Origin of the sequence: Comamonas composti DSM 21721 (assembly GCF_000429845.1) — a bacterium.
Classification (GTDB): Bacteria; Pseudomonadota; Gammaproteobacteria; order Burkholderiales; family Burkholderiaceae_C; genus Comamonas; species Comamonas composti.
On sequence record NZ_AUCQ01000003.1, the window covers coordinates 216091 to 230367 of the forward strand.

The window sequence follows — 14277 nt, forward strand, 5'->3', positions numbered from 1 at the left end:
GCCGCGTGCCAAGGCGCTCGTGCGCCGTGAGCCGACCCTCCATACGCAACTGGATGAAATTCAGCGGCCTACAGCCTTACCTGGCTCTCCTGGTCGAACAACGACAGGCCGCAGGCGTCCACGCCAATCCCCAGGCGCTGGCCTTCTGCAGGTGCCGTGCCCGTCTCCAGATGGGCGGCCAGTGAAATCCCGCCGGCGTCCAGCCAGACCGTCTGATGCGCTCCCATGGGCTCGATCAGCACGACGGTTGCATGTGCCACCGCGCGCGGGTCACTGGCCGGCAGCAGCACCAGCGCCTCGGGCCGCACGCCCAGCACCACGTTCTGTCCGTGGGCTGGCTGCGTGTCGAAAGCATGGCCGGACAAATCGATGTTCAGTTGCGCAGAGGTGAAGTGCAGGTCGCCGTTCACGGCCATGCGCCCTTCGAGGAAATTCATGCTGGGCGAGCCGAGAAAGCCGGCCACGAACATGTTCGCCGGGTGTGCATAGACCTCTTGCGGCGAGCCTATCTGCTGAATGCGTCCCTGCTTCATGACCGCGATGCGGCTGGCCAGCGTCATGGCCTCGACCTGATCGTGGGTGACATAAATCATGGTGGTGCCAATGTCCTTGTGCAATTGCTTGAGCTCGCGCCGCAGCTCGCTGCGCAGCTTGGCGTCCAGGTTGGACAAGGGCTCATCGAACAGGTAGACGCGGGCATCCCGTGCCAGCGCCCGGCCAATGGCTGCGCGCTGGCGCTGTCCGCCAGAGAGCTGTGCAGGCTTGCGCTGCAGCAGCTCGGTCAAGTGCAGCATCTTGGCTGCACGCTGGACGCGCCTGGCGATCTCGTCGCGCGCAACGCCTGCAATGCGCAGGCCGAAAGACATGTTCTGCTCCACGGTCATCGTGGGGTAAAGCGCATAGCTCTGGAACACCATGCCTATGCCACGGTCCTTGGGGTCGGCCCAGGTCACGTCGGTATCGTCTATGACCATGCTGCCGCCCTCCACGTCGATCAGGCCTGCGATGCTGTGAAGCAGCGTGGACTTGCCGCAGCCCGAGGGACCGAGCAGCACGAGAAACTCCCCGTCCTCGACCTCCAGGTCGAGTTTTTCGATGATGCCGATGCCGCCCAAGCGGATATCGAGTTCGCGGATCCGAACATTCGCCATATTGCTCCTTGCAATTGAGTTTTTCATCGCTCTAGGTCTTGCCGAGCCGCCCCCTGCTTTGCACGGAAAGCGGCATAGCCGCTGCGGAAATCAGCCTTTCACCGCTCCTGCCGCAATGCCGCGCACAAACCAGCGGCCCGAGATCAGGTAGACCGCCAGCGGCACCAGCGAGGTCAGAATGGTCGCGGCCATCTCCACGTTGTAGGCGCGCTCGCCCATGGTGGTGTTGATGATGTTGTTGAGCTGCACGGTCATCGGCAGGTGGTCGTTGCCCGCGAACACCAGGCCCAGGATGAAGTCGTTCCAGATCGCCGTGACCTGCAGGATTGCGGCCACGACCACCATGGGCAGCGCCATGGGCAGCATCAGCATGAAGAAGATGCGCCAGAACCCGCCGCCGTCGATGCGCGCGGCCTTGAACAGCTCTGCAGGCACGCTGCTGTAGTAGTTGCGAAACAGCAGTGTCATGAACGGCATGCCGAACAGGGTGTGGATCAGCACAATGCCCGGCAGCGAGCCGAACAGCCCCAGCATTGCAAAGCTGCGCACCATCGGAAACATCATGATCTGATAGGGCACGAAGCTGCCGAAGATGAGGATGCCGAACACCTTGCGGCCCCAGCCCACGCGCCAGAACGCGAGCGCGTAGCCATTGATTGCGCCCAGCAGAATCGACAGGACGGTGCTGGGCACGACGATCTGCACGGAGTTCCAGAAACCTACGCTGATGCCTTTGCATTCCAGGCCGGTGCAGGCCGAACTCCAGGCCGTGGCCCAGGCATCGAGGGTCGGCGCCACGGGCAGGGAGAACAGGTCGCCCAGGCGAATCTCCTCCATGGGCTTGAGCGAGGTCACCACCATGATGTACAGCGGTGTTAGAAAGCATGCGGCAGCCGTGAGCAGAAACACATACAGACCGATGCGGCCAGGGCTCAGGTACCGGCGCATGGCGCGCGTTCCGGGCCGTATGCGCTGCCGTGGAAGAGCGAGGGTGCTCATGCGCGGACTCCTTTGCGCGCAGCCCTGCTGCGCATGTACCACAGAGGTGCCAGCAGGGCCAGCACGGTGAGCAGCATCACCGTGCTGGCTGCCGAAGCCAGGCCGACATTGGCGCGTGCAAAGAGGTGGTCCATGATGAACTTGGCCGGCACTTCGCTGGCCTGGCCGGGGCCGCCATGCGTCATGGTGACGACGATGTCATAGGCTTTGACCACACTCAGGGCCAGCAGCACGAAGGCCGATCCCAGGGACGGGCCGAGCTGGGGCAGCACGATGCTGAGGTAGTAGCGCCAGCGCGGCACGCCATCGATGCGGGCCGCATGCAGCAGCGACTCATCGATGCCGCGCAGCCCGGCCAGCAAGATGGCCATCACCAGGCCCGAGGCCTGCCATACGGCCGCGATGACGATGGTGTAGATGACCTTGTCCTGGGAGACGATCCAGTCGAGCTGGAAATCGCTCCAGCCCAGGGAGCGCACCGTGGACTGCAGGCCCAGCTCGGGGTTGAGCATCCACTGCCAGACCAGACCCGTGGCCACAAAGGACATTGCATAGGGATACAGAAAGATCGTGCGCAGCAAGTCCTCGCCGCGCACCCGTTGGTCGATGAAGCAGGCGAGCAAGAAGCCGATCGTCAGGCATAGGCTGATGAACAGCAGGCCGAATACGGCCACGTTGCCCAGCGAGATGATCCAGCGCTCGGTCTCGAACAGCCGCACATACTGCGCGAGGCCGACGAAATCGCTGCGCGGCAGAATCTGAGAGCTGGACAGGGAGATGCGTACCGACCACAGCACGCAGATGATGTAGACGCCGATGGCGGTGAACGCCATCGGCAGCAGGGCCAGGTGCGCGGCCTTGGGCGGACCCCGGCGCGACGGCCTGGCCGCTGCGAAGGCATGAGGGAGAGTCGTCATTCGGGCTCTTTGGTTGAGGGTTCGGCGGGGTGGCGCGACCGTCAGGACTTCAAGGCGTTGCGCAGCGCGCGGCTGGCGGCCTCGATCGACATATTGCTGTTCCAGAACTGGGAGATCACATCCGTCACGCTGCCCAGCATGTCGGGCGTCATCAGCATGTCGGACACGGGCAGGTGGCGCGTTCTATCCTTGAGGGCCGCGATGCCGGCCTGGGCGCAGATGTCGAACTGCGCGGGATCCGTATCCATGCGAACCGGGATCGAGCCCTTCTTGTTATTGAAGGCTATCTGCGTGGCCGGCTTGACGATGACCGAGGCCAGCAACTGCTGGGTCTTGGCCATCTGGGCGTTGCCGGTCTTGGGAAAGACGAAGACATCACCGCCTATCACATAGGGCGTGGTGGGCGTGAAGCCGCTGAAGCAGCCATAGTCCTTGCCCGGCAGTTGTCGGGCGTTGGCGAACTCGCCTTTGGCCCAGTCGCCCATGATCTGGTAGCCGGCCTTGCCGTTGATGAGCAAGGCCGTGCCGTCGTTCCAGTTGCGTCCCGGCGAGCCCGCGTCCACATAGCCGCGCAGCTTGCGCATGGCTTGCAGCGTGCGCTTGAACGGTGCGCTGTCCACGACCGAGGGGTCGTGTGCCTGGTAGAACTTCAGATAGCTGTCCTTGCCTGCGATATTTACCAGCAGGGCGTTGAATGTCAGGCTCTCCTGCCAGCCCTGGCTGCCCACGGCAATGGGAATCAGGCCTGCGGCCTTGAGCTTGTCCAGCGCGGCGAAGAACTCGTCGATGTCCCGGGGCTCGGCCGTGACGCCGGCTTTTTGCAGTGCGGCTTTGGAATACCAGAACCAGCCGGGGTTGTGGATGTTCACCGGTGTCGCGTAGTAATGTCCATCCACGCGGATGCTGTCCAGGACCGGGCGCGGCAGCAGCTGCTCCCAGCCCTCCTTGAGCGCCACGGCATCGACATTGCTCAGCATGCCCTCGGCAATCAGTTCGCGGTACTGCTTGGAGGTGTTGAACTGCGCGGCCGCTGGAGGGCTGCCTCCGGCGATGCGGTTGATCGTCACGGCACGCGCGGCTGAGCCGCCGGCCACGGCCTGGTCGACCCAGACGCCGCCGGCCTTCTGGAAGGCGTTGGCGATTTCTCGCACCGCAGCCGATTCGCTGCTGGAGGTCCACCAATGGACGACTTCGGCTTTCTGCGCCTGAGCGGCCCCGGTCGTGGCCGCAAGAGCCAGGGCCAGGCTGGCAGAGAAGAGTTTGCACTTCATGGATGTCTCCTGTGGGTCTTGGTACGCGGATCAGAAAGCGTGGCGTATGCCAGCGTCATAGGCGTTCGAGGACGTGAGCCCCGTGGTTCGTGCGGAGCCGAAGTTCACATACAGCGTGGTCCTGCGACTGAGGTTGTAGTCGCCGCCAAGAAAGAGCTTGGTGGAGCGCTCCTCGCCATCGGCTGGTGTGGCCCGTGAACGCAGATGACCAAGGCCGGCGAACATGCGGCCCCAGGCAGTCGGAAAGACAAAGCTCAGGCTGGCCGACTGGCCCCGGTACCCCGGCGTTGTCGGGCCCCCCTTGGCATCGGCCATGAGCAGCAAGGGGCGGACCATGCCGAAGCCGTAGCCCACGGCTGCGAGAAGCAGGCGGTTCTTGGCGTCGGCGCCGTCATAGCCCAGACCCAGATAGACCGGGCCCTGCCTGTATTCCAGATTCGCGCCCAGGCTGCGCTTGCGCTCGCCTTCTCCGTAGGCATAGGCGATCTCGGAGCTCCAGCCCGCGAGGGTTGGCGAGCGGTAGCCGACCGTGTTGTTGCGCCGCACGCTGGAGTTGTCCGATGCGGCGCTGCCTGAGTAGTTGGCCCAGGCATAGGGCCGGCCCAACTGGCTGGTATAGCTCCAGCAGGTGGGGTCGGCCTCGCAGCTCAGCGAGTAGGCGGGCACGATCTTGCGGCCCAGGTAGAGCTCGCCCCAGCTGAGGCTGCCGAGCTTGACCACCGAGACGGCCTGGAAGAATGCGTCCGAGTCCTGCTCGCCGGTATCAGCCAGAAAGCGGTGTTCGAGCTCGAACCCCGCGTACAGGCCGCCGCCCAGGTCTTCATTTCCCCGGATGCCTAGCCGCGAGGCCGAGCCCTGCTTGAGCAGCGTGCTGCCACGCGTGCCAGCGCCGGGGTTCTGGGCGGAGCCGCTGTCGGAGCGGCTCAGGCCCAGGTCCAGTACACCGGAAATCGTCAGCGAGGACTGTGCGGCACTGCTATTGGCCCAGCAAGCCAGGGCCAGCGCCAGCAAAGACCCGGATGCACGAGATAAAAATGTCATGAAATACTCTTCCGCTCCGTGGTTCAGCGGCCGGCGCGTTCGCGCAGGAAAGCCTGCAAGCCCTGGGCGCTGTGCTTGAGCGTGCGCACCTGGGTTTCGTAGTCGACATGGACCAGGCCAAAACGCCGCTCATAGCCATAGGCCCATTCGAAGTTGTCGAGCAGCGACCAGACGAAATAGCCGCGCACGTCGACTCCCGCAGCCATGGCGTTGTGCACGGCTGCGAAGTGGCGCTGCAGATAGCTGATGCGCTGCGTGTCCTTGATCTCGCCATTCACCACCACATCGGCCGAAGCCATGCCGTTCTCGGTGATCACGATAGGCGGCAGATTCGCGTAGCGCTGGTGGAAGCCGACCAGCAGCTCGGTAAATGCATCCGGCGCCACCTCCCAGCCCATCTGGGTGTATTCGGCACCCGGGCGGTTGACGGACGTGAAGCCATGCGCGCCGTCGCTGCGCAGGGTGTTGCGGTAGTAGTAGTTGATGCCCAGGTGGTCGAGCGGCTGGCTGATCAGGTCCATGTCGCCTTCCAGTACCAGCGGCTCCGTGCCGGGCCACAGGCGGAACAGCTCGTCCGGATAGCGGCCGTCGAGCAAGGCATCCAGCACCCAGGCGTTTTGCTGGACTTCGAACAAATGGGCGGCGTCGCGGTCGGCGGCGCTGCCCGGATCTTCAGGCACGCCGCGGCCGATGTTGACCACGATGCTGCGCTGCGCGCCCGGGTCATTGGCCTTGAGTGCGGGCTGCGCCAGCCCATGGCCGAGCAGCAAGTGGTGCAGGGCCTGGGCTGCATAGCGCGGATGCGTGCGTCCGGGTGCATGGCGGCCGTTGGTATAGCCGAGATAGGCCGAGCACCAGGGCTCGTTCAGCGTAGACCAGGCCGTGACACGGCCTTGCAGCGCCCGGCTGATCTTGTCGGCGTAATCGGCAAAGCGGTAGGCGGTGTCGCGGTTCAGCCAGCCGCCACGATCTTCCAGATGCTGAGGAAGATCCCAGTGGTAGAGCGTTGCATAGCGCTGCACGCCCTTGTCGCCCAGGCGGTCGAGCAGGCGCTTGTAGAAGTCGACGCCCTTGGTGTTGAGCTGGCCATCCAGGCCGATGACGCGCGGCCAGGCAATCGAGAGCCGGTAGGCATCCACGCCCAGGTCGGCGATCAGGTTCACATCCAATTCCCAGCGATGGTAGTGATCACAGGCCACATCGCCGCTATCGCCGTTGAGCACCTTGCCGGGCGTGGCGCAATAGGTGTCCCAGATCGAAGGCAGGCGTCCATCGGCATCCGTGGCGCCTTCGATCTGGTAGGAGGCCGTGGCCACGCCCCAGGTGAAGTCGCGGTCGCGCATGGGTGAGTTCACAGGGGGTGCCAACTGTGTCGGTAGCTTGATCAAGGCGGCAAGAGTCATTTCGAGTTCCGTAGGGAAGTTGAATTGGAACCAGTTCCAATGGAATCGATTCCATCACTCGCCAAATCCCTGAGCAAGTGCAATTACCCTGGTTTGGTGTATCAAGCTGTGATGCGTCTCCAGCCGCGTGTATGGCTGCGCAACATCGCTTATCAGCCTGCAGGCCTTGGCCTATATGGGCGGGTCTCTCAATAGGGCCGAGCCGTGTTGGCTGACCGGGCCTAACACTGCGTATCACTTTGGTCTGCAGCCGCCGCAGGCCTACTGGCCGGTGCCTGCAGCATCCTGCGTTCCCCGGGGGGCGGACTGGGGCAGGCCCGCTATGGTTCAGCGGGGCCGAGCTGTCAGAATCCGCTGATGGACCATCAGGTCGGTTCTTTGAGGGATGTCATGACCTCTTTTGTGCCTGCGATCTCTTTTGGCGCCAAGGATTTGCCCGTGCCTGCAGGGCCAGGGGCGGCAGGTGCCGCACCCGGCCAGGCCGCAGCCGCAGCCCTGGGGAAAGCGGAGGGCGACAGCCTGGCTGCATCTGCAGCAAGCTCGGTGCGCTGGTCCGAGCACATGCTGCAGACCCTGCGCATGCAGGCCTTCGAGCAATTGGTGGCCCGGCTCGCACAGCAAATCCAGGCCGGCAGCGCGCCCGGCGCCCTCCCGTGGCCGGCCAGCGGCGTGAGCGCACCGCTGACGCTCTTGCTGCAGAGTCTGCTGGGCCGTGTGCAAACCCAGGCCGGCATGGCGCTGGAACTGGTCGCCGCCCAGCCGGGGTCGACGGCGCTGCTGCAGGCCCTGGTTGCGGCCTCCCCGGCCCCTGCCTCGGCCTCGGGCGCTAGCCCGGAAGGGATCGGGGCCGAGGCAGCCCGGCCGCTCCAGAGCGTGCCGGACCAGGCCAGACCATCCCAGAGCGCCTCATTCCCGGATGCACCGGCCCGCACTTTCTTGGAGCCGGCCTTGCCGGCACCGGTTGCCGCAGCACCGGTCCAGCGTCCGCCTTTGCAGACCTGGTGGGTGCAGCAGGGCCTGCTGCAGACCCCCGAGGGCGAGCGCGGCTTTGCGATCAGCCTGCAAGTGCCTGTGGGTTGGGCCCAGGCCCAGGGCGCGGCCCAGGTTCAGGCCGGGCCTGCCGCATCCGCGGCACCGTCATCAGGCCTGCCCGCGAGTCCTGCTGTTGCGTCGGCGGCCTTGCCAGCGCCAGGTGTCTTGCCTGGCGGCGGCATGCGGCTGGTGCTGGATGTGCCGTTGCCGCAACTGGCTTCGGGGGCAGTGGCTTTGGTATTGCAGCCGCATGGCGATGCGACGCGGCGCAGCAGCGCCTTGCTGTTGCTGGAGCTCGAACCCTTGCCCGGGGCGCAACAAGCCATGGGCGGTGTGCTGGCCACACTGAGCGCTGCGCAGGTGCAGCAAATGCAGCAGCTCGCATTGCAGCGCGGCGATCCCTGGCTGCAGATGGCGGCCGCCCAGTCCAGCGGACAGCTTGCGGCACACCTGCCGCGCGAGCGTGGGCCGCTGGGCTCGCATGAATCACATTTCTGCAGCACCGAAGGTTGTCAATACCAGGGGCGTGCGCCTTGTGCCCAGCCGTTTTGCAGCGAGATGAACCGGCTCTGGGCCTTGGCCCGGAGCTGACCGGAGCTGACGCCGGTCTGGCTTGATCGCAAGCAGGCTTTCATAATCGGCCGCTGTTGCAAGTCGTATGCACTTGCAACTTTCTTGTCCTGCATGTGCGGCGAATCTGCCGCAAGCCCATGCCGGCTGCCTTTTGGTCGCTCCCGTTCGCGGGCAGCGCACCTCATGCCACTTCGGTGGCCTCTCGTCACCGCGCCTTTGCCCTCGGGTCATGCCGGTGTTCTTCATATTTCGAGCAAGGAGACATTGCATGTCCAACAAACATCGCCTGTCCATCGCCTGCTTCTGCCTCGCAGCGGCCGCGCCGGCCATGGCCCAGGTCACGATCAGCGGCTATCTGGATGCCGGCGTTTTCAGAGACTATGACAAGACCAACAAGCTGGGCACCATACAGCGCAGCAATCTGGCCTTTGCGGGCGTGGAGGATCTGGGCGGCGGACTCAAGGCCACGTTCCGGCTGAGCACGCGCTTCGACCTGGATACCGGCATGACCGAGGACGCGGGCAAGAAGCCCTTCTGGCATGACGAATCCACCGTGGGTCTGCAGGGCGGCTGGGGCCATCTGCGCGTGGGCCGCGCGCTGAGCGCCATGTGGAGCCAGGAGTGGCAGTTCGATCCCTGGTCCAACTTCAACCGCATCGCCTCGCCGGCCTGGCACATGGCCCATTACCTCACGCCCACGGACCGTGCAAGCAACAATGGCAACCCCGAGTATGGGCGCATGGCCAATGGCGTGTTCTATGACTCGCCCAAGTTCGGCGGCTTCTCCCTGCACGTGAGCGCCTCGCCCGAGCGCACCACGGCTCCTGGGCGCGATGGCCGTGCGAGCTCGTTCTCGCTGAACTACGACGAGGGCCCGGTGGCCGGCATGCTGGCCTATGAGCGCAACGGCAGCGGCGATACCGATACCTATGCCGGTGCAAAGTACCGCTTTGGCGCGGCCGCCGTGATGCTGGCCTATGACCGCAGCAAGTCGGGCGACACGCCGTCCAAGTCGCGCATGGTGTCCCTGGGCGGCACCTATACCGTGGGCGCCACCACCTTCAGGGCCGGCTATGGCAACCAGCGCCTCGACGGCCAGACCAATCACATGACGTCCCTGGGCGCCGAGTATGCGTTGTCCAAGCGCACCATGCTCTACACCAGCCTGGGCCACCAGCGCTATGCCCAGCAAAGCTCGCGCACGGCCTTCGGCGCCGGGCTCGCCCATTCTTTCTGACGTCGGCCTGGGGCTCAGGCCGGTGCCTCGACGGGCCAGCTCTTCAGGTGAGATATGAAGCTGCGCGTGGCCGCCGAAAGCGGGCGGGAGCGCAGCGTCAACAGGCCCAGATTGGTCATATTGATCGGCAGCGTCAGCGGAAGAATCGAAATCATGCCGTAGCGGGCATAGTGCAAGGCGATGTCCTTTGGCCAGATCGACAGCATGTCGCTGGATTGCAGCATGGAAATGGTCAGGGGCAGCGAAGCGGTTTCTACGATGTCCAGGGGGAAGGCGACGCCGGTTTGCAGCAGTGCGCCTTCCACTCTCAGGCGCATGGGGCTGCCCTTGGGGTGAAGAATCCAGGTCGGACGCCCCATCTCCTTCAAATCCAAGGATGCAGAGCCCGTGTATCTATGCCCGGGGCCGGCGATCACAAGCATCTCCTCCCCTTTTTCCAGCAGTTCGATATGCAGGTCGGGGTGGCTTGCATGATCGGGTAGACGTCCGAGCAACACGTCAAGTCGGCCCTCCATGAGGGAGGGCAGCAGCAAGTCGCTGGTATCGACTTCCACCGACAGGCCCACGCGTGGGTGATGCTGCTTGAAGCTGACCAGAGCACTGGCCAGCAAGCCGGGAACGGCGCCCAGTACGCTGCCCACGGATACCAGGCCTGCGGCGCCGTTGGCCAGCCCGGCAATCTCGGCCTGCACCTGGTCGAACTCTCTTGTGACTCCGCGCGCAAACCGGATGAGAGCCTCGCCGTAGACCGTGGCCTCCATGCCGCGCGCGTGCCGCTTGAAAAGAGGCACTTCCAGACGTTCCTCCAGTTGCTTGAGCATCAGGCTGGCCGCAGGCTGTGTGGTGTGTATGGCCTCGGCTGCCCGATGGAGGTTGCGATAAAGCCCCAGTGCATTCATCAGGGCGATCTGACGACTCGATATCTTGAGCGGGGTGAATGTGCCCAGCACTTTGTCCGGACGGGAGGGGGGACTCTTCATGTCAGCTCCATGCCTTTTTCAGTTCATGCAAGCCATTCCATTTTTGATATGCCTGCATAAGCAATGAAAATTTTACTTGGCAACTGATATGAAATAGATTGGTATTACCGCTTGAAATAAAAAGCGTGATTTACAAGAAAAATCATTGAACCTGCATTGAAAATTCCGATGGGGGGAGACAACATGTCTGAAGCAGCCATGAAATCAGAAAATACGGAGGTGGATCTTCAAAGTCTGAATACTCGGGTTTTGAAGAAAATCATGCCATTGCTTGTGATGGTTTACATCATGAGTTTTCTGGATAGAACCAATATCGCAATGGCAAGAAAGGGCATGGAGGCAGATTTGGGGATTTCTGCTGCGGCCTATGGGCTGGGAGCAGGTCTGTTTTTTCTGACCTATGCTCTTTTTGAAATTCCCAGCAATCTGATCATGTACAGGGTTGGCGCCAGATTCTGGATTACGAGGATCATGCTGACCTGGGGAGCCGTCACACTGGCCACGGCCTTTGTCTGGAACGAATACAGCTTTTATTTCATGAGACTTCTGCTGGGTGTTGCAGAAGCAGGTCTTTTTCCTGGGGTCATGCTGTATTTGACTTATTGGTTCGAGAGTGGTGAGCGAGCCAAGGCAATCGGCTATTTTCTGCTGGGTGTCTGCATCGCGAACATCATTGGCGGGCCGTTGGGAGGGGGCTTGCTGAGTCTGGAGGGCCTTGGCGGATTGCACGGCTGGCAGTGGCTGCTCATTATTGAAGGGCTGATGCCCATGTTCCTGGCCTTCTTTGTATGGAAATGGCTGCCTGACGGACCTCAGTCGGCTTCTTGGCTGACACCTCAGGAGCGCCAGTTCTACCAATCGCGCCAGAGCTCGAAAGAGGCAGTGCAAGACGGCCATTGGTGGCACATGCTCAAGGATGGGCAGATCTGGCTCACGATCTTTGTGTATTTCTGCCATCAAATCGCGATTTATACGGTGATATTCTTTCTTCCCGGAATCATCGCCTCCTATGGAAATCTCACATCGTTTGAAGTCGGCTCTCTGAACTCCATCCCATGGGTGGCGGCATCCATCGGGGCTGTATTCATTCTAAGAACCTCAAAATCTCCGGCAAAGTGTCGCCGCATTTTATTTTTCGGACTTGTGACCATGGCCTTGGGCCTGGTATTGGCGGCCATGCTTGAGTCATCTTATGGCCTGATAGGTTATACGATCACGGCATTCATGGTTTTTGTCGTGCAATCGGTGCTGTTCGTATTTCCCGCAACGAGACTCAATGGCGAGTCTTTGGCTGCCGGGCTGGCATTTGTCACCATGGCAGGTCTTCTTGGCGGATTTTTCGGGCCTTCCATCATGGGGTTAATAGAGCAAGCCACTGGAAATGTGAAAAATGGATTATTCCTGATTTCAGGGCTTCTTTTGACAGCCTCTGTCGTCAGCATATTTCTTCGTCAAGGCCAGGAAGAGTCCACTGTCAGTGGGTAAGCAATCTCCGATGGTTTTCAATCGGAAATACAAGTGCCATTTTTAATGTGCGTTGGAAAGCAATATGACCATTATTCGTTCCCTGCGTGTGATCGACATACGATTTCCCACATCCCAGCTGCTAGACGGTTCGGATGCGATGAACCCCGATCCCGACTATTCGGCGGCCTATGTGGTGCTGGAGACCGACCAGCCCGGGCTGGAAGGGCATGGCCTGACTTTCACCATAGGACGCGGCAACGAGGTGTGCTGTGCAGCCGTCAAGGCCCTGAGCCATCTGGTCGTGGGGCTGGAGCTGAGCTGGATCAGCGCAGACATGGGGCGCTTTTGGCGCCACATGAACTCTGACAGCCAGCTGCGCTGGATAGGGCCGGAGAAAGGAGTCATTCATCTGGCCAGCTGTGCCATCGTCAATGCCGTCTGGGATCTCTGGGCCAAATCCGAGGCCAAGCCCTTGTGGCGGCTGGTCGCCGACATGAGTCCCGAGGAGTTCGTGCGCGCCGTGGACTTTCGCTACCTTACCGATGCCATCACGCCTGACGAGGCGCTTGAATTGTTGCGTGCCCGGCAGGCGGGCAAGGCCGAGCGCATACGCATCCTGGAGAAGGAAGGCTATCCCTGCTATACGACCTCTCCAGGCTGGCTGGGCTATGACGATGACAAGCTGCGCCGGCTGTGTCAGGAGGCCGTAGATGCGGGCTTTCGCCACATCAAGCTCAAGGTCGGACGCAACCTGGAGGACGATATGCGGCGCGTTGCGATTGCCCGCGAGGTGCTGGGCCCGGACCGAGAGCTCATGATTGATGCCAACCAGGTCTGGGAAGTCGACGAGGCCATAGGCTGGGTGCGTGCCCTGAGTTTTGCCAAGCCCTGGTTCATCGAAGAGCCCACCAGCCCTGATGATGTCGAGGCACACCGGGCCATCAGGGATGGCGTGCATCCGGTCAAGGTCGCCACCGGCGAGATGTGCCACAACCGCATCATGTTCAAGCAATTCATGACCCGTGGTGCCATCGATGTCGTGCAGCTCGACTCATGCCGGCTGGGGGGCGTCAATGAGGTTCTTGCCGTGCTGCTGCTTGCGGCCAAGCATGGTCTGCCCATCAGCCCTCATGCGGGAGGCGTGGGCCTGTGCGAATACGTCCAGCATCTGGCCATGATTGACTACATCTGCGTGTCCGGCACCAAGCAAGGGCGAGTCATCGAATATGTCGACCATTTGCACGAACACTTCGTCGATCCCTGCGTTGTCCGCAATGCCGCCTACATGCCGCCTACGGCTGCGGGCTACTCCATCACCATGAAAAAAGAGTCGCTGCAGCGATACGAGTATCGAGGCGTGGAGAGGCCCTGACACGAACTCTTGTGTGGTCCAGGCCTGGAAGCCCAGGGCCATGCGCTGCGTGCTTCGCGCGGCTGGTTTTCTGTGTCAGGGTGGTGTGATGCGGCCGTCGGCATACATGCGGCCGCCGTGGTAGAGCAAGGGCGCACGGCCGTGCAGGTGACGGCACTGCTCGACTGCGCCCACAAAGATGATGTGGTCGCCTTCCTCGTAGCGGCTGCGGTTGCGGCATTCAAAGACGGCGGCCGTGTTGTCGAGCAGGGGCACGCCCTGGGCGGAGCTGCGCCAGGCCGTGTTCGCAAAGCGGTCCACGCCCTTGCGTGCGAACAGCTCGGCCAGGGGCTTCTGGTCTGAGGCCAGCACGTGGATGGCGTAGTGGCGGCAATGCTGGAACACGGGCAGGGAGGCGGCCGACAGCGTCATGCTCCACAGCACCAGCGGCGGCGTTAGCGAGACCGAGTTGAATGAGCTCACGGTCACGCCCACGGGATGACCCTCGGGGCTGCGCGCCGTGATGATGGTCACGCCGGTGGCGAACTGGCCGAGCGCATCGCGGAAATCTCGTGACGAGAACGGCGCCTCGGTAGGCAGGATGGAAGATGGCAGAGCGGAATTCACGTAGGCACCGGGAGCTGGCCGCAAAGCACCGCGGCATGTTGAAGGCGCCCGCTGAGGCGCGGCCGCCCATTATGGGCGCAGTCGGGTTTTCATGGGGGCGCATGGGCTTTTTGCGCCCATTGATTCGGGCTTTAGAACGTGTTTACGATCTCCTCGGTGCCGCGCCAGTGTCTTTGCGGGATGGGATACGAGGCGCGACACCGCAGCAATAGCCGTGCTATTGCGAGG

Annotated in this window: 12 protein-coding genes; 4 read left to right on the forward strand and 8 right to left on the reverse strand. The window is 62.5% G+C overall.

Annotated elements, in window-relative coordinates:
• Positions 1-68: 68 nt before the first annotated feature.
• The 6 genes from G486_RS0104330 to G486_RS0104355 form a co-directional block, all read right to left on the reverse strand.
• Positions 69-1151, reverse strand: coding sequence for an ATP-binding cassette domain-containing protein (locus G486_RS0104330; protein WP_027014428.1), 1083 nt, complete (start codon positions 1149-1151; stop codon positions 69-71).
• Positions 1152-1241: 90 nt separating this feature from the next.
• Positions 1242-2099 carry a carbohydrate ABC transporter permease gene (locus G486_RS0104335; RefSeq protein WP_407059786.1) on the reverse strand — a complete coding sequence of 286 codons (858 nt, stop codon included), beginning with the start codon at positions 2097-2099 and terminating at the stop codon, positions 1242-1244.
• A 47-nt stretch (positions 2100-2146) separates the two neighbouring features.
• Entirely contained in the window at positions 2147-3067 is a 921-nt protein-coding gene (locus G486_RS0104340) for a carbohydrate ABC transporter permease (RefSeq protein WP_027014430.1), read from the reverse strand.
• A 41-nt stretch (positions 3068-3108) separates the two neighbouring features.
• The gene (locus G486_RS0104345; RefSeq protein WP_027014431.1) at positions 3109-4338 is read right to left on the reverse strand and encodes an ABC transporter substrate-binding protein; all 1230 of its coding nucleotides are present in this window, start codon (positions 4336-4338) and stop codon (positions 3109-3111) included.
• Positions 4339-4368: 30 nt separating this feature from the next.
• Positions 4369-5379, reverse strand: coding sequence for a porin (locus G486_RS0104350; protein WP_084455035.1), 1011 nt, complete (start codon positions 5377-5379; stop codon positions 4369-4371).
• Between the two features lie 23 nt (positions 5380-5402).
• Positions 5403-6782: a GH1 family beta-glucosidase gene (locus tag G486_RS0104355; RefSeq protein WP_051303119.1), complete on the reverse strand. Its 1380-nt coding sequence runs from the start codon at positions 6780-6782 to the stop codon at positions 5403-5405.
• A 390-nt stretch (positions 6783-7172) separates the two neighbouring features.
• On the opposite strand from G486_RS0104355, the gene G486_RS0104360 reads away from it, so the two are divergent.
• Both G486_RS0104360 and G486_RS0104365 read left to right on the forward strand, forming a co-directional pair.
• A complete protein-coding gene (locus tag G486_RS0104360; RefSeq protein ID WP_027014434.1) occupies positions 7173-8405 on the forward strand; it encodes a hypothetical protein in 1233 nt (410 codons plus the stop codon).
• A 250-nt stretch (positions 8406-8655) separates the two neighbouring features.
• On the forward strand, positions 8656-9624 hold the full coding sequence (locus G486_RS0104365) for a porin (protein WP_027014435.1): 969 nt from the start codon (positions 8656-8658) through the stop codon (positions 9622-9624).
• 14 nt (positions 9625-9638) lie between these two features.
• Here G486_RS0104365 and G486_RS0104370 read toward each other — a convergent pair whose 3' ends face one another.
• Positions 9639-10604 carry a LysR family transcriptional regulator gene (locus G486_RS0104370; protein WP_051303121.1) on the reverse strand — a complete coding sequence of 322 codons (966 nt, stop codon included), beginning with the start codon at positions 10602-10604 and terminating at the stop codon, positions 9639-9641.
• Positions 10605-10787: 183 nt separating this feature from the next.
• Between G486_RS0104370 and G486_RS0104375 the strand changes: the two genes are divergently transcribed.
• Both G486_RS0104375 and G486_RS0104380 read left to right on the forward strand, forming a co-directional pair.
• Positions 10788-12089: an MFS transporter gene (locus G486_RS0104375; RefSeq protein WP_156919878.1), complete on the forward strand. Its 1302-nt coding sequence runs from the start codon at positions 10788-10790 to the stop codon at positions 12087-12089.
• 64 nt (positions 12090-12153) lie between these two features.
• On the forward strand, positions 12154-13443 hold the full coding sequence (locus G486_RS0104380; RefSeq protein WP_027014438.1) for an L-fuconate dehydratase: 1290 nt from the start codon (positions 12154-12156) through the stop codon (positions 13441-13443).
• Positions 13444-13518: 75 nt separating this feature from the next.
• Here the strand turns inward: G486_RS0104380 and G486_RS0104385 are convergent, their stop codons facing one another.
• The gene (locus G486_RS0104385) at positions 13519-14049 is read right to left on the reverse strand and encodes a flavin reductase family protein (RefSeq protein ID WP_027014439.1); all 531 of its coding nucleotides are present in this window, start codon (positions 14047-14049) and stop codon (positions 13519-13521) included.
• Positions 14050-14277 lie beyond the last annotated feature (228 nt).